Annotated in this window: 12 protein-coding genes; all 12 read right to left on the reverse strand. The window is 33.0% G+C overall.

Translation table 11 applies throughout. The features are described 5' to 3' along the window. Positions 1 to 3: 3 nt before the first annotated feature. The 12 genes from ACZ1GR_RS17860 to ACZ1GR_RS17915 all read right to left on the reverse strand — a co-directional run bounded on the left by ACZ1GR_RS17860 (position 4) and on the right by ACZ1GR_RS17915 (position 15,543). Entirely contained in the window at positions 4 to 891 is an 888-nt protein-coding gene (locus ACZ1GR_RS17860) for a glycosyltransferase family 2 protein (protein WP_472610205.1), read from the reverse strand. 118 nt (positions 892 to 1,009) lie between these two features. Next, positions 1,010 to 1,588 (reverse strand): acyltransferase, encoded by a 579-nt coding sequence (locus ACZ1GR_RS17865; protein ID WP_472610206.1) that lies wholly within the window; start codon positions 1,586 to 1,588, stop codon positions 1,010 to 1,012. 74 nt (positions 1,589 to 1,662) lie between these two features. After that, positions 1,663 to 2,832 carry a glycosyltransferase family protein gene (locus ACZ1GR_RS17870; protein WP_472610207.1) on the reverse strand — a complete coding sequence of 390 codons (1,170 nt, stop codon included), beginning with the start codon at positions 2,830 to 2,832 and terminating at the stop codon, positions 1,663 to 1,665. Further along, entirely contained in the window at positions 2,825 to 3,538 is a 714-nt protein-coding gene (locus tag ACZ1GR_RS17875; RefSeq protein ID WP_472610208.1) for a CatB-related O-acetyltransferase, read from the reverse strand. Before ACZ1GR_RS17875 ends, ACZ1GR_RS17870 begins: the two co-directional genes overlap by 8 nt. 21 nt (positions 3,539 to 3,559) lie before the next feature. Next, positions 3,560 to 5,407 (reverse strand): asparagine synthase (glutamine-hydrolyzing), encoded by a 1,848-nt coding sequence (gene asnB / locus ACZ1GR_RS17880; protein ID WP_472610209.1) that lies wholly within the window; start codon positions 5,405 to 5,407, stop codon positions 3,560 to 3,562. A gap of 107 nt (positions 5,408 to 5,514) precedes the next feature. Further along, positions 5,515 to 6,603 carry a GDP-L-fucose synthase family protein gene (locus ACZ1GR_RS17885; protein WP_472610210.1) on the reverse strand — a complete coding sequence of 363 codons (1,089 nt, stop codon included), beginning with the start codon at positions 6,601 to 6,603 and terminating at the stop codon, positions 5,515 to 5,517. A gap of 3 nt (positions 6,604 to 6,606) precedes the next feature. Next, positions 6,607 to 7,725 carry a GDP-mannose 4,6-dehydratase gene (gene gmd / locus ACZ1GR_RS17890; RefSeq protein ID WP_472610211.1) on the reverse strand — a complete coding sequence of 373 codons (1,119 nt, stop codon included), beginning with the start codon at positions 7,723 to 7,725 and terminating at the stop codon, positions 6,607 to 6,609. Between the two features lie 300 nt (positions 7,726 to 8,025). Next, complete coding sequence (locus ACZ1GR_RS17895; RefSeq protein ID WP_472610212.1) at positions 8,026 to 9,015, reverse strand: O-antigen ligase family protein; 990 nt, start codon at positions 9,013 to 9,015, stop codon at positions 8,026 to 8,028. Between the two features lie 39 nt (positions 9,016 to 9,054). Beyond that, entirely contained in the window at positions 9,055 to 10,263 is a 1,209-nt protein-coding gene (locus tag ACZ1GR_RS17900; RefSeq protein ID WP_472610213.1) for a glycosyltransferase, read from the reverse strand. Then, positions 10,260 to 11,582, reverse strand: a complete 1,323-nt coding sequence (locus ACZ1GR_RS17905; protein WP_472610214.1) for a flippase — start codon at positions 11,580 to 11,582, stop codon at positions 10,260 to 10,262. Before ACZ1GR_RS17905 ends, ACZ1GR_RS17900 begins: the two co-directional genes overlap by 4 nt. A gap of 234 nt (positions 11,583 to 11,816) precedes the next feature. Beyond that, positions 11,817 to 13,856, reverse strand: coding sequence for a hypothetical protein (locus ACZ1GR_RS17910; protein ID WP_472610215.1), 2,040 nt, complete (start codon positions 13,854 to 13,856; stop codon positions 11,817 to 11,819). A gap of 349 nt (positions 13,857 to 14,205) precedes the next feature. After that, on the reverse strand, positions 14,206 to 15,543 hold the full coding sequence (locus tag ACZ1GR_RS17915) for a UDP-glucose dehydrogenase family protein (protein WP_472610216.1): 1,338 nt from the start codon (positions 15,541 to 15,543) through the stop codon (positions 14,206 to 14,208). Positions 15,544 to 15,696: the final 153 nt, after the last annotated feature.

A 15,696-nucleotide genomic window follows, 5' to 3' on the forward strand; every position in this document is an offset into this window, starting at 1 on the left:
CCATTAATTGCTAGGCTTAATTCTAGCACTGTAAATTTTTCTATAATATAACTTTGGAAATGCAACTTTTAACCACCCAGTTAGTACAAAAATCGGTAGTCTTAACGGAAAATGCCTTTTCATGTGATAAATCTGAGATTTAAAATCCAGCCCGATGGGGCTGTATAAAAACTGAATCCTTTTCCTAAAGGTCAACTTCATGAATCTTTCATAAATATTACCGTGGTCGTTGCTGCATTTTCCAGAAATACCCGGTATAACATAGACAGGCAAATTATTTTTAACCGCCATCATGGTATAATCATAATCGGCCATTCCGTGAATATATCCTTTTCCTAAAATCCCAACTTTGTCAACTACATTTTTTGGAACCCACATTATATTGGCATTACCAAGTTCGCAGGATTGCGGAGCATCAATAACAGGAAGTCTTTTAGCAGTACCTAATAATCTATTGGTATAATTAGACCCACCATAAGTTAGCTCATTGGTTTTTGAATCTACTGTAGCTCCAACATATACCCCAGAAATTCCATTTTGTTTTTTACAAAAGGTTTCAGTTTCAATTATCTTTTTAAAAAGATCCTTTTCAACATTGGTGTCATCATTTAATAATAAGTATGCATCATAATTGCCTTCAAGTGCTTTGTTCCATGAATTTCGCATTCCTCCGGCCCAGTATAATGTTCCTGTACCTTTTAAAATATGGATTTTAGGGTATTTTTCAGAAACCATTTTACCAGTACCATCAGTAGAGCCATCGTCGGTAAGAAAAACATCCATTTGAAAACGATCTTTTACGTTTTCAAATGCCGAGTAGATAGAATTTAAGGAAGCCTCTGTCTTATCTTTTCTATTAAAACAAGTAAGCAAGACCGCAAATTTTAGCATAACCTAATTATTGTCAAATAAAGAACGACGCAAAGTTATATTTATTCTTTCCTAATTAATTAAGATTTTGGCTAAGTTTTATAAAATCCTAGTTAAGAGGTTAAGATTAGATAATAAGCTATAATTTTCTGATAAATTTTGCAGGATTACCACCCCATATTTCTCCTTTAGGAATTGATTTGGTTACAACTGACCCAGCTCCAACTATGGAAGTGTCGCCAATTGTAACACCTTTTAAAATAATACTATGGGCACCAATGAAGCAGTCATTTCCAATTTTTACGGAAGCCATTTTTGGGATATCTGTTTCTACATCTCGCCTTTTTATAAAATCTAAAGAATGAAAATCTGAATCATATATTTTTACTGAACCGCCAATTTTCACATTGCTCCCAATTGTGATTTCTTTTTTACAAAAAATTGTAGTATTTGATATTCCTGTATTTGAACCGATTGTAAGTTTAGCGTCTTTGGCAACTGAGAGAATGGTTTTTGTATCTCCACCAATAGGATTAGAATTTAGACTAGAGTTTATCGTAACGCTATGATTGAATACAATTATTCCTTGACCAAAAATACGCAGTCTGCCATAAATTATTGGTCTTCCCTTACAGCTAACATTCTTATATTTAAAGAGAATAAAATTGTAAAAAAGAGATTTTAAGCTAAGAATAAATAGTACTATTTTTTTAATCATTCTATGTTTTATATACTAGTTGATTCAGCAAAATAATAGCCAAAAATAATGGAATGTACTGGACCATAATATAACTAGGTTTTTCTAAGAACTTTTTTTATCAAACGTTTTATTTTTGCCTTTGTTTCAGTAATAAGCAAGTGTGTTAAGTCATTATATGATATGTGCTTGATATCATACATTATTTGTTTAACTCTATTATACTTGAAAATATTTTTTTCGTAAATTGAAGTATCATACAGAAATAAATCATTACCGTTTAAGTTATTAATAACATTTAATTCGATTGGTTTTAATGATTGAGAATAGGATTTTATAATCTCAAAATCTTGAATCTTTGATGTTAACCAATATTTTCTTGACGTTCCAGAGTGATAACCATATAGATCTATGCAAATATCTTTTTTAGGAATTTCTAAGATTTTAGCTAAAGTTATGTTTTCAAAGTAGGAATTATATACAGATTTAGATTTCTCAATTTCTCCAAAATTATAATTAGTCTTTTTATTTAGTATTAAGGGCACTTGAAAACTTGTGCTATCGTTGCCAACATGTGTTCCAATATCGCTAAAATTTGTTGTTAAAGAAATTTTTGGATAAAGAAAAAACCTATTTGATTGTATTAAAAAAGCAATAAAAAATTTTAGCCAAGATTTGTTTGACCAATTTTGAACATTTTGCGGAATGTCAATATGCGTAGGTAGTTTTTCATTTTTTTTATACCAAATTTTAAAGTCTTGCCATTGTTCTCTAGTCCATGCTTGTCCCCAGGAAGAGGCAAATTGAAAATACCAGTTGTCAAAACCGTCCTGCAATGGGATGAACTTTTTATTATTATGCACATTGGTTTGGTGATTGTATAAAGAAATACCTCCAATGTAATCTTTATCCTTAGAATAGTTTAATGAGAATAAAGAATAAAAATAAAAGTTGGGTGATACGTATAAATCGTCTTCAAGTATTATTACTGAACCATATTTTATGCTTAAATCTCCACATTGTATAATGTGTTTTCTTAGGCCCAAGTTTTCAGAATTGTAATTAATGATCTTTTTTCCATGTTTCCACTCGAATTCTTTCGCAATATCTAGAACATCCTTATTATGCTCGCTTTTATCTATACTTATAATTAAGTGAATATTATTATTTGGGTAATAAGCACTAGCTAAGGAATTAAGTAACCTGTATAATGATTTAGGTCTGTTAAAGCCAACAATAACTATTGGTGTAGAAATTTCATTCATTTTTATATTTTCTTAGAAGTAATTCAATATCCACAAATAAGGCTGCATTCGAACTAATCCATGACTCCGGCTTATCCCACCATTTTAATTCCTGCAGAAATTTTATTTTTTCTTCAGAAAAGCGCTTCTTTATTATTTTAGCAGGCAAACCACCTACGATACTATATGGGTCTATATCTTTGTTTACCAAAGAATTGGAGGCGATTATTGCTCCGTCTCCAATACTAACACCATCCATAATGGTAACATTCGCACCTACCCAAACATCATTTCCAATTAATATTGAATACTTATCATCTTTATCGCGATTCGGTTCGTACTCATCAAATAACTGAATATCTGTATACGAGAATCCCATTTGTCTGTTGATAGAAAAAAAGACAGGATGCGTAGATACAAAAGTGTCCGTAGGATGTTTTCCAAAAACACATTTTACGTTTGGCCCTATAGAGCTATAACGACCTATTCTAGTTTTAGAAATTTTGGTACCCGCTCCTAAATATGAACCATAACCAATAAAAGAACCAGTAATAGAACTATTATCCGAAAAATAGTTTCGCCCCTCAGGAATAACCGAAAAACCAATAAATACATTTTTATCAAACCGAAGCTTGTACTTTCTTTTTAGATAAATTTTGTTTATTGAAATGGCAAAAAATGTCAATAGCTTATTTGAGAGTACTATTTTCTTAAATAATTTGTTCATTTCATTAGTATTGTTAAGAATCTAACTTATTTTTCTTTTTAAAACGGCATTTTCCCAAATATATGGTGAAAATTCTGTCCAACATTTTTGTGCATCAATGAAGCTGTTATTTTCTTTTCTTACTATTTGAGTTATTTTATTTTTTAAATCATTAGTATTTTCCACTAAATCGGATTCTAAAAATGCCCTTGAGCTAACATTATCTAAAAACCATTCTTTTAATTCATTTTGCATCCAGTCTACTATTGGGGAACTAAAGCCTATCTTAGACTTTCGCCAAGTTACCTCTTTTGGCATATATGGATCAAGGGCATCTCTGACGATACGTTTGGTGTAGCCATCACCCAATTTGCTAGAGTAGGGTAGCGAATTCATAAAACTTACGATGCGATGATCCATAAATGGCATCCGAATCTCAACACTATTGATCATGGCATATCGGTCATAGTTTCTTAAAAGTGTAGGTAAGATATTTTCATGGAACATGGCATATAAGTACTGCGCATGATTATCCAATTTTTTAAAATTGGGATGATCTTGGTCCTTAGAGGGCATCTTGTGACCTAAAAGCTTTTTCGCGCTCTTCTTTAACATAAACTCCGAAAGGAGTTTAAAGTTACTTGTTTTATTGTATTGGGTGGTGTCTTCATTTTCGCTACCCTGATAAATAGCCAAAATATCTTTTATTTTTTTTGGACTAAAACGGGCATCCCATAAGCTTTCTAGGGTGCCTTGTTGGTAACCACTTAACATTTCATCTGCCCCATGGCCATCTAAGGTAACCGTAACCCCATTTTTTTTAACAGCACCATATAGCATTATCATTGGTAGGGGAGAGGTAATGTATAAGTCTTCAAAAAGATAAAAATATTCTTCGAGTTTGCCCCAATGTTCCAAAGGCTCAATATCTATAAATGTAGATTTCATCCCTAAATTATCGGTAACCATTTTAGCGTAATGTGATTCATCTAAGGGAGTACCAGGAAAAGAAGCTACAAAGGCGTGCTGCCAGTCTTTGGAGTAGCTGTTGTTGTTTTTAGCTAAATGCGCCATGGCTGAAATGGTAGCGCTACTGTCTAAACCACCACTAAGTGCAGTGCCAATGGTAACATCTGCGCGCATGCGCAGTTTACAGGCATCCATAAACAATTCGCGAAACCGTTCTACTTGTTCTTCATAGGTTTTGGGCACTTCTACCAAATGATCTAATGTATTCCAATAGCGATACGTAGTTAATTTGCCTTCTTTTAAGGTGCCACTATATCCTGCAGGGAAACGTTTTATTCCCTTGATCAGACATTTGTCAGTCGCTTCATAAAAGAAAATATTCTTTTTCATCCAATCAAAATCCTCTGAAACCTCAATATTCTTAAAATACGGATATATGGCTTTCATCTCAGAGGCAAAAATAAATTTACCTTCTATAAAAGCATAGAAAAGGGGTTTTTTACCATATCTATCCCTAGACAGAAACAATTCCTTTTTATGGTTGTCCCATATAGCAATGGCCCACATGCCATTAAATTTTAAAACGCTTTTCTCACCCCATTGTATATATGATTTAAGCAGTACCTCGGTATCTGATGTAGATTTAAAGTGGTGCCCTAGATCCAATAACTCTTTTTTTATTTCTAAAAAGTTATAGATTTCACCGTTAAAGACGACACTATACCGTTTATCATCTGTTTGCATGGGTTGGTGACCGTTCTTAGAAATATCTAAGATGGATAACCTACGGTGACCAAGAGACACAAAACTTTCAATGGACTCAATTCCGAAACTATCAGGTCCGCGATGGGTAAGTGTATCTAATGAGTCTTTAAAAGATTCGTAAGCTGTTGCTGGAACGGTTCCTAAAATACCACACATAATTAATTAATGGTTTTTTGATGAATTATTATAGCCTCTATGACCATTTTTTTTGAAGGAGAGTTAAGAGGACAAAATCAATATTCTATTTTTACGTAATAAAAGAGTTAAACATTAATATAAAAATTGTATAGCTTGTCTATACCATCTTTTACATCTATCTGATGTTTCCAACCCAATTTGTGAAGCTTAGAAACGTCTGTTCTTTTAATCATGGTGCCATCTGGCTTATCAGAATTAAAAATAAAACTCCCTTTGAAGCCCAAATGCTGTTTTATTAGCTGGGCCAAATCCTTTATAGAGATGTCTAAACCAGTACCAATGTTGATGTGTGTATTTCTAATTTCCTTTAAATTATCACTAAAAGTATCCTTAGAATCTCGATTTTCCATCAAAAAAACACATGCTTCAGCCATATCTTCTGACCATAAAAATTCTCGTTTAGGATTACCGGTACCCCAAATTTCAACAGAGATGCCTCCATTTGGGTTAGTTGTAACCCCATATTTTTTTAGCACCTCAATTTTTGTTTGCATATCCTCAGATCCAGAGACACCTTCTATGGGTAATTTATCCAAATCTTTATCAATAGTGAACCAATCATTGTCTTCGAGTGCTTTTCCCAAGTGAATCTTTCGAATTAAGGCAGGGAGTACATGGGATTTTTTTAAATCGAAATTATCATTAGGCCCGTATAGATTTGTGGGCATTACCGAAATAAAATTGGTGCCATATTGCAAATTATAACTTTCACATAATTTAATACCAGCAATTTTTGCAATGGCATAAGGCTCATTGGTATATTCTAAACTATCCGTTAACAAATATTCTTCTTTCATTGGCTGCGGACAGTTTTTAGGATAAATACAGGTGCTTCCCAAGAATAGTAATTTATGAACTTTGTTTAGATAGCTATGGTGAATAACATTGTTCTGTATCATCAGATTTTCATAAATAAAATCTGCACGATAGGTATTATTGGCAACAATGCCGCCCACTTTGGCTGCAGCTAAAAAAACAAATTCAGGCTTTTCGTTTTTGAAAAAATCAGCAACTTGTTCAGAATCTGTTAAATCCAGCTCAGAATGTGTTCTAGTAATCAGGTTAGTATAACCTTTAGCCTTAAGGTTATTCACTATGGCACTACCTACCAAACCTCTATGGCCCGCTATATATATTTTAGAATCTACTTTCATTATTTATTCAAAGTAATTAAGAATACGATAGCCACCTTCTTTAAGATATTGATCTTTTTGCATTAACTTTAAATCACTTTGCATCATATCTTTAACCAAGTCCTGCAAATCATATTCTGGTACCCAACCCAATTTTGTTTTCGCTTTTGTAGGGTCGCCTATCAATAAATCAACTTCGGTAGGCCTAAAGTACTTTGGATCAACAGCCAAAATCTCTTTTCCTATTTCTATTTGATAATCTGGATTGCTACAGGCTTTCACATAACCTTTTTCGTTTACACCTTCACCTTTAAATTCCAGTTCTATACCAACTTCTGCAAAACTCATCTGAACAAAATCGCGAACCGGAGTTGTTTTTCCAGTAGCGATTACCCAATCTTCTGCTTGGTCTGCCTGTAAGATCATCCACATCATACGCACATAATCTTTCGCATGCCCCCAATCTCTTTGTGCATCTAGATTTCCCAAATAAAACTTATCTTGCAACCCCAAAGCAATACGCGCCGTTGCCCTTGTTATTTTCCTTGTAACAAAAGTTTCTCCTCGTATGGGAGATTCGTGATTAAACAAAATACCATTACAAGCATACATATTGTAGGCTTCACGGTAATTCACGGTTATCCAATAGGCATACATTTTTGCTACGGCGTACGGACTTCTAGGATAGAATGGAGTCGTTTCAGATTGCGGTACCTCTTGAACTTTTCCATAAAGTTCAGAAGTGGAGGCTTGGTATATTCTTGTTTTCTCACCTAAACCCAATAATCGAACAGCATCTAATATACGTAAGGTGCCCAGCCCATCTGCATTACCTGTATATTCTGGGGTTTCAAAGGAAACCGCTACATGGCTCATAGCCGCTAGATTATAAATTTCGTCTGGTTGTATTTCTTGTATTAAGCGGATTAAGTTAGTGCTGTCCGTCATATCCCCATAGTGGAGAATAAAATTTCTATTTTCTAAATGCGGATCTTGGTATAAATGGTCTATTCGATCCGTATTAAACAAGGACGACCTTCTTTTTAAGCCGTGTACTTCATATCCTTTTTTTAATAAAAATTCACTTAGGTAAGCACCATCTTGTCCCGTCACACCAGTTATCAGAGCTATTTTATTTTTCATTGTAAGATTAGATTTAAGGCAAATATCCATATTTAACTTCAAATGATTTCTTTTATTATATGAAATACCATATTAAATGGTTATCCTGTTTATTGATTTAAACCGTCAAGGGAATACTAAGACTTTGTTAATTTTTAGTGCCAAACAACTCCAAACTTTTTTTAAGGATACCTTGTTGTAAGCAAAAAAATACAAATAGGTATATATTACCTTCAAGAATTGGTTCGCCAAAAAAAAAGACTAAGCTTACCATCGTAAAAAGTCCAAGACCTAATTTTAAGGAAGCATCTATTTTTTTTTTTAAAAAAGTTTTTTTGTATTTATAATCGACTTTAACGTAAAAAGAATTAAAAACGCAAATGCTATTAATCCTGATACTTTTGCAGTGTCTAACCACATATTGTGGCCATACTTTTCCGAGTCCCAACCTAATGGATTTGAAAACATTTTAAAAAAACCATTTGACCATAATTCAGTTCTACCACCAGCACTTGAATTACTCGAAGTGCCTTCCCTTAATCTATGCCCTAATGTAGAAAAATAATCTGCTTCTAAATCAATAGGCACTACGTATAGAAATGTTGCTGATATTATACTAATTATTATAATAAATTTTAACTTTTCCTTTACGTTAAGAATTTTCAATTGATAGAAAATACCAAATAATAATGAGCATACGGATAATACGATTATAGTTCTACTGCCTAAACGAAATGCACAGATAAGGCTTATAAAGAATACTAAAGCTAATATTAGTCTTTCAATTAAATTAAGAAAGCTATTTTTTGAAATTATAAAAATTGGTAGCGACACATTGTATATGAGATAACCGGCCATACCAGTAGCTAAGACTATCCTTCCATCCCAAACACTTTTAAAATCTCTATTAATTTGAGAGAAACCACCTTCATTTATATCGAGTAATATTGTTAAGATTGAGGAAAAAGAATATACAACTGCAAACAGTAAAATTAAAGAAAAAACATTTTTTTGATTTAGATTCTTGGAGATTAATATTTTACCTAAGCAATAAAAAAAGAATGGAAATAAAGACTGAACTATCAGTAATTGAATACCCCTATCATTACCATTTAAGAAATCAAATGCTGAATAAACTATGGAGAAAGAAAGAACTACCAATGATTCAGAATCAAGTGTTTTAAAAAGTTCTTTATTTTTAAAAATGAATATATATAAAACAATAAGGTAACCGATGTAAATTCCAGTTGAGAAAGCATCAAGCAAGAAGATAATTAATAAGAATAATGGTATTAGACTAATGCGCTTCATTAAACTTTCTAAGTAGTTTGTTCTCTTTATGATTTAACATTAAAATATTTTTCTATATAGGAGTCTTAAGGAAAACTTTTTATACCCTGAAGAAAATATAGTTAATTTTCTAAAGAAATCTTTATTTGTTTTTAAAAGTACTTTAGTTAACCAATTTGGTCTATCGTAACTATCATTAAAAATATGACTAATAGAATTATTACGGTTATTATTTGTTTCTTCTTTTTTCAAAGCGAACTCTGCTGTTTTCAAATAACCATATGAATTTTTAATTTCTTTTACGCGAATTTTTATAGGAATATTTAATTTATCTTCAATGATGTCCTTTAAAGCTAGTATCATACCTTTTTTGGTATGAACGACCAGCCCTCCTCTACTGTTACCAACTACTTCACATTGGCTATTGTCATTCCATGGTGTACTCAGAGTAACTACAGGGGTACCTGATAAAATACATTCGCATAAAACAATTCCAAAACTCTCTCCTTGTTCTGCAATATGAACCATTGCTTTCATAGACGAATACGCGATACTTAATGATTTATCTCCAATAATTTTTGGGATATGTTTAATGCGATTAGCAAAATTGGACATCTCCGCTAATTCAAGAATTTCATTGGGGGCATTTACTAGTAGTAAATAAATATCACTATTAGATTCTGCCAAATGATTAAAAACATCAATTAGCATAGTTGACCACTTGCCCATGAACGCTTGACCAATTCGTCCAATAATTATTGCATTTTGAGACAACCCTAATGATTCTTTAAACCTTTTAACTTCTATGGCTGAAGCTGGTTGAAAAGAATTAGTCTTTATAGGGTTAGGAACTATTTTAGATTGAATACTACGCCCTCCTCTTAATTCGAAAACCCAATTAGCCCATGTACTCAGTTGGAACGATTCATCCATGATGGATGTCCAAGGGTTAGGTGTTGAAAAGACATTGGTCTCAACGTATTTACAGTTATTGTTTATATTTAAAATTATACGGTTTACATCTTCCCATACTAATCCTGTAGAATGAAAATGAATCAAGTTTGGTCCCCAAGATTTTATTTCATTGATGAATTTTATACCATCCCATACCTGAATATCAGGATTCAGTTCGTCTAGCCTTGAACCTAAACCGTACAAAGATAAAATTTTCGAATCATGATTTAATTCGTTGTAGGCCTCTGCAAAAACTTGAGCTGCCCTTTGAGTACCCCCAAAATCTAAGTCCATTACAACTGTTAGAATCTTCATTTTTTTAAATTAAATTTAGCAATCGCTGATAGCTTTAAATAGAATATCCATTGAGCATTATTCAGAAAAACATCCATAAAAAAATTAATAAAAAAATCTGCAATTAGCGTGGCGTATGCTGCACCTATAATCCCAAAATTAGGAATAAAGAAAAGGTTTAATGCAACATTAAGAATGGTCAATGAAATTTGCTTAAGCAGTATAGTCTTTTGAAATTTTTTTATAGTGAGTAGCTTATTGGTTACCATTCCAAGAAAGGTAATTGGGATAGTCCAAATTAAAATACTAAGAATTTTATGACTCTCCTTGAATTTTTCTCCATACAAAATTTCTACAATATACTCCGATAAGAAAGTGATTATTAGGGCAATAAAGCAAATACTGTAGAAAACAACACGAATCATTTTAATGATAAATTCATCTTTCTGTTGGTCTAATGAAGAAATTATTTTAGGAAACAAACTTTGCATTATAACAATTGGTAGGAATGATGCTAATTCAGCAAGCCTTACGCCTGTGGAATAAATACCCAATCTTTCTAACGGAAGATATTCTTTTAGCATAATTTGATCTATCCGCAGTCCCATTGAAATTGCAAATCCACTTAAGATAAGAGGCCAACTTTCACCAATCATTGATTTAGCTAGTGTCCAACTAAAAGTTGAGATTTTTATGTTGAGTTTGTTTAAACGAAAAACCCAAATATAGCTAGAAGCTTTTATCAAGCCCTCTACCGGTAGGAGTAAAACGAAGGCAAACAACGGAAAGTCAAAAAGAATAAATAGTATTTTAGCAATGTAAAGTATAACAAGTCTAATGGAGTTGGCTTTGACTATTTTTTTACTTTCCACTATGGATTGAAAGTACAAATCTACTACTGAAAAACACTGAAATATTGTAGAGCCTACAACTATAAAAATAAATGTACCGGTATCCTCATTACCATAGCCAAAAGTGAACACGGCAATTACAGACAATAGAAAAGTTGAAATAGCACCTAAAAGCTTAATGCCAAAACCAGTACTAATTAGTTCATCCTTTCTTTCTGGAAATTTCACCAAGTCACGAACAAAGATTTCATCTATGCCAAAAGAAGCTATTGAAGTGAATAAAACTGAAAAACTTAGCACATAACTATAGAGACCAAAGTCCTCGGGACCTAAATAGCGAGTGACCCATACTCCTACGAATAATCCGGTTAGTAAGGTAAAGACTCTTTCAAAAAAAAGCCAACCAGTATTGACAAAAAGTTTTCTTGAAGATGAACTTTCAGCAGGTAGTCCGGCTTTTGAAAGTAAAGATTTCAGAAAATCAATCATGTGATGTTGTCCATAAATAATACTTGTATCTAATATCTAGTCTTAATTTGAATACTTATAAATATTTTACAAATATTAAGCTAATTTTTGTTTCTGAAAAAAGAACTTTTCGGGAGAGATCTTATGTATATTTTGTTTAGATTAATTCAATTGCTTAAAACTGTAAAAGCTCCCAAGGTGATAGTGAGAGCTTTTTAGAAGTAATGTTGTAAGTGTATTTTATATGAAAATTCATTAATTCATAGTGATTGGTGTATCACCATCACCAAAACTGTTATTAATTATAGGGTTACCACTACCAGTTTTAGTTACCGCACCAGTGCCAATTGCACCAGTTATATCACAATTCATAATGGTATTTGTATTACCGAAATTTACACTTGGGTTAGTGCCAATTCTTACAAATGGATACGTTGGGACTGCAGCAGTACCTGTATAGTTAATGTCTACATTATCAAAAGTTACATTTATCAAACTGCTTGCTTCAGATAACATTACACCTCCAAAACTATCTCCAGTAAATATTTTTTGATTCACATTAATCGTAATGTCTTTAAAAGTAAGATCTGTTATATCACTTCTTGAAGGGTAAGCTCTTCTAATTGCACCCCAACTGCCTCCCATACCCCTATCAATTATTAGGTTTATAGTATTGTTCTCAAAAACAAAGCCTCCATTAGATGGAAGTAAATATGCATCTAATAATATAAAATAATTTGTTATAGTGTTATTCTTAAATATCACAGTGTCATCTAAATATCCGGAATTAGACCCAGCAATATTACTGCCATTTCCAAATCCAACATTGCGTTGCATTAAAATATAATCTGCCTCCATAACGTTGTTTTCAATTACACAATTTCTAGCTTCAGTTATACCAAATGCGGGATTTCGAGCATCACCAAGTGTTTTAATAGTATTACCGTTAAGATTTACATTGTATAGAGGGCTTTGAGGACTAACTGGAAAAATATGAACCAATGTAGCCTGAGCTCCACTAAATAACCAGTCATTAGTTGCACTTTCTATTAAGTTATTTGTGAGTTGCACATTGGATGCATTTATTTTTAACGCTCTTCTTTGACAAGCTTTAAAAGTGTTATCATTAAAAGTTATATTAGCTTTATTAGTTGCTTCATCATAATCCGTAAATCCATATACAGGGGTTATAATAAACCCCTCGGCATCATCGCCATAAATATTCTCTATTGTGCAACCTTGGATGAGCTGCTCTGATGGATTCTGACTTCCCACTCCATAATAAAGCCCTTTTGAGACACCAAAAGGGACATTATTTGCGTTACCATCAGAGGCTGCACCGATATTTCTAATAGTACTATTTAGTAAATTTCCTCCAGTAAAATTGTCATTTATATCCACTTTTAACGCAACACCTCTAGCATATGCGTTAGCAGGAGCATAATAGTTTTCTATAATTATATTTTCTAAGTAATAAGAGCGAACATTTCTCAAATAAAGACACCTACTGGCTAAATCTTTGCCATCAAATTTACCGTTAGTAATCTTTAGATCTATATTTGAGAAGTCAAATAGATAGTCAATTGAATTATCAACCGTGACTCCATGACTTAGCGAACTTGCGTCCGTGGTCTGAATAATACAATTTCTCATATCCCAATCAAAAATTCCAAATCGGCTAAATGAGGTTTCTTGATTTTTAATATAAATTGCATTTTCTTTACCTATGGCATAAGAGGAATTATTGATTAATGAAGAAATATGAATGTCATCAGCAAAAGAATCATTACCATTTGCGCCAAATGTTTCTGGACTTAGTCTAGAACTACTATAAGTTTGATTAAACCTTGCTTCTGGGGCAAAAGCTTGCTTTTCAGTATTTTCTATATAGGCACCGTTCAAATTAATACCTGCCCCACTAATACTGCCTCCAGCTGGTTCTATTGTTTGATTGGGAGCAAATGTGCAATTACTACAGTCAAAATCCTTTGAAATTATGGCCTTAAAATTTGCTCGCACGGGATCTGATATTTCAGCGGCAGAAGTGGGTGTATACGTACCCTCTATTCTATTGGTGTTCTCAAAATCGGGTTCAGGTGGTGGTGGCGTTTCATTACCTGTATTTTCATCATTATTAGATGATTCATCAGTTGTGGCTTCCTCATCTATAACCTCTTCTTCCAGGACTGCTTCAAGAAAAAGGTCAGTATCCTTGGCACAAGAAGTGGACAAAATCAGTGATAATAAAATAACAAATGGTAAAATCAACTTGTGGGGATTAGTTGCTCTTTTCATGTTAAGACAGATAAATAGGTTTTTTCTTACAAATTTGGGATATAAGGATAACGTAATATCGGTAAACTTTAGTATAAATTCGATGTATTACATTATTCATACCCTGCTAAGCTACGCAGAGATCTAAAAATTAGACGTTTCATCGATATTATTTTCGATGAACTGCACAAATTTTAACAAAACTTAAGAATCTAATGCTTGAAATGATATTTAAAAAACACTTGAAAAGATAATTTTACCGCTAAAAAACAAGTACCTTACTAAGGTAAGATGTATACCAAAGGTTTTGTCAGTGATAGATTAAAAATTACTGATGAAACTATTTAAATTTTGCTTTTTTTTGATAAAATTATACCACAGTTTTTTTTCCTATTTGATAATATTCGAAACCAAGATTTTTTAAGTGATCATCTTTATACTGGTTACGACCATCAAAAATTATGGGAGACTTCAAACTCTGTTTTAACTCTTCAAAGTCTGGAGATCTAAATTCTTTCCATTCCGTAAGTAGAATCATGGCATCTGCATCTTTTAAGGTCTCATATTTCGAGGTTTTATAGGATACATTAGGCGTATCTTTTAAATAAAAATGCTGAGCCTCCTCCATTGCCTTGGGGTCATAAGCGTTTATTTTGGCGCCTCTTTTAACGAGTTCTTTGATAATATATATAGCTGGTGCTTCTCGCATGTCATCTGTTTGCGGTTTAAAGGCCAAGCCCCATATAGCAAAGGTCTTTCCATTTAGGTTTTCACCAAACCTTTTAACGACTTTATTGGCTATCACCAATTTTTGTTTATCATTAACTTTTTCTACCGCCCCAATAATTTGGGCATCATAGTCAAATTCTGCTGCAGTTTTTTTTAGTGCTTTTACATCTTTAGGAAAACATGAACCTCCGTATCCACTACCGGGATAAATAAAACTGTACCCTATTCTGCTGTCTGATCCAATACCGATTCTCACCTTATTAACATCTGCACCAACTAGTTCGCAAATATTTGCGATTTCATTCATAAATGAAATTTTTGTGGCCAGCATTGCGTTTGCTACGTACTTTGTCATCTCTGCAGACCTAACATCCATGGTGATTAATCGATCCATGCTGCTTCTAAAAAATGGCGAATATAGATTTCTCATTATTTGTGTGGAATGCTCGTTGTCAGATCCAATTACAACACGGTCTGGCTTCATAAAGTCATTTATAGCATCTCCTTCTTTCAGAAATTCAGGATTAGAGACTACATGAAATTCTATTTTCAAGCCTCTTTTGTCAAGTTCTTCGGTGATGGCACTACTTACTTTATCGGCAGTGCCTACAGGAACGGTTGATTTATCTACTACTGTAAGGGGGGTTGTCATATGTGTACCTATTTCTCTGGCGACGGACAATACATATTTTAAATCTGCAGATCCATCTTCTCCCATAGGTGTGCCAACCGCTATAAATGCAGCGTCACAGCCATTAAGGTGTTTAGAGAGTTTAGTGCTAAAATGTAAAGTTCCATTTTCGATATTTCGTTTCACCATTTGGTCAAGCCCAGGCTCATATATAGGGATGACGCCATTTTTTAAGCCTTCAATTTTTTCTTCATCAATATCGATACATGTTACCTTATTTCCCATTTCGGCAAAACAAGTTCCACTTACCAATCCTACATATCCGCTACCAATAACCGTTAAGTTCATTCTTTCTAATTAAAATTTAATAAGACAATAACAATTTTACCGCGAAAATAGTATCCAAATCTTTAATCTGATAAAATTATTTGGCAAAACTAGTGCTTTGGATAGTTTGATTAATAATTACTTTTTCGTCCCGGTGTCTGGCCAATCGATGAA

Source organism: Croceitalea sp. W27 (genome assembly GCF_055693185.1).

Coding starts and splice junctions, on each gene's coding strand:
- ACZ1GR_RS17860 (WP_472610205.1), bottom strand. CDS start 891: ATGCTAAAATTTGCGGTCTTGCTTACTTGTTTTAATAGAAAAGATAAG.
- ACZ1GR_RS17865 (WP_472610206.1), bottom strand. CDS start 1,588: ATGATTAAAAAAATAGTACTATTTATTCTTAGCTTAAAATCTCTTTTT.
- ACZ1GR_RS17870 (WP_472610207.1), bottom strand. CDS start 2,832: ATGAATGAAATTTCTACACCAATAGTTATTGTTGGCTTTAACAGACCT.
- ACZ1GR_RS17875 (WP_472610208.1), bottom strand. CDS start 3,538: ATGAACAAATTATTTAAGAAAATAGTACTCTCAAATAAGCTATTGACA.
- asnB (WP_472610209.1), bottom strand. CDS start 5,407: ATGTGTGGTATTTTAGGAACCGTTCCAGCAACAGCTTACGAATCTTTT.
- ACZ1GR_RS17885 (WP_472610210.1), bottom strand. CDS start 6,603: ATGAAAGTAGATTCTAAAATATATATAGCGGGCCATAGAGGTTTGGTA.
- gmd (WP_472610211.1), bottom strand. CDS start 7,725: ATGAAAAATAAAATAGCTCTGATAACTGGTGTGACGGGACAAGATGGT.
- ACZ1GR_RS17895 (WP_472610212.1), bottom strand. CDS start 9,015: ATGAAGCGCATTAGTCTAATACCATTATTCTTATTAATTATCTTCTTG.
- ACZ1GR_RS17900 (WP_472610213.1), bottom strand. CDS start 10,263: ATGAAGATTCTAACAGTTGTAATGGACTTAGATTTTGGGGGTACTCAA.
- ACZ1GR_RS17905 (WP_472610214.1), bottom strand. CDS start 11,582: ATGATTGATTTTCTGAAATCTTTACTTTCAAAAGCCGGACTACCTGCT.
- ACZ1GR_RS17910 (WP_472610215.1), bottom strand. CDS start 13,856: ATGAAAAGAGCAACTAATCCCCACAAGTTGATTTTACCATTTGTTATT.
- ACZ1GR_RS17915 (WP_472610216.1), bottom strand. CDS start 15,543: ATGAACTTAACGGTTATTGGTAGCGGATATGTAGGATTGGTAAGTGGA.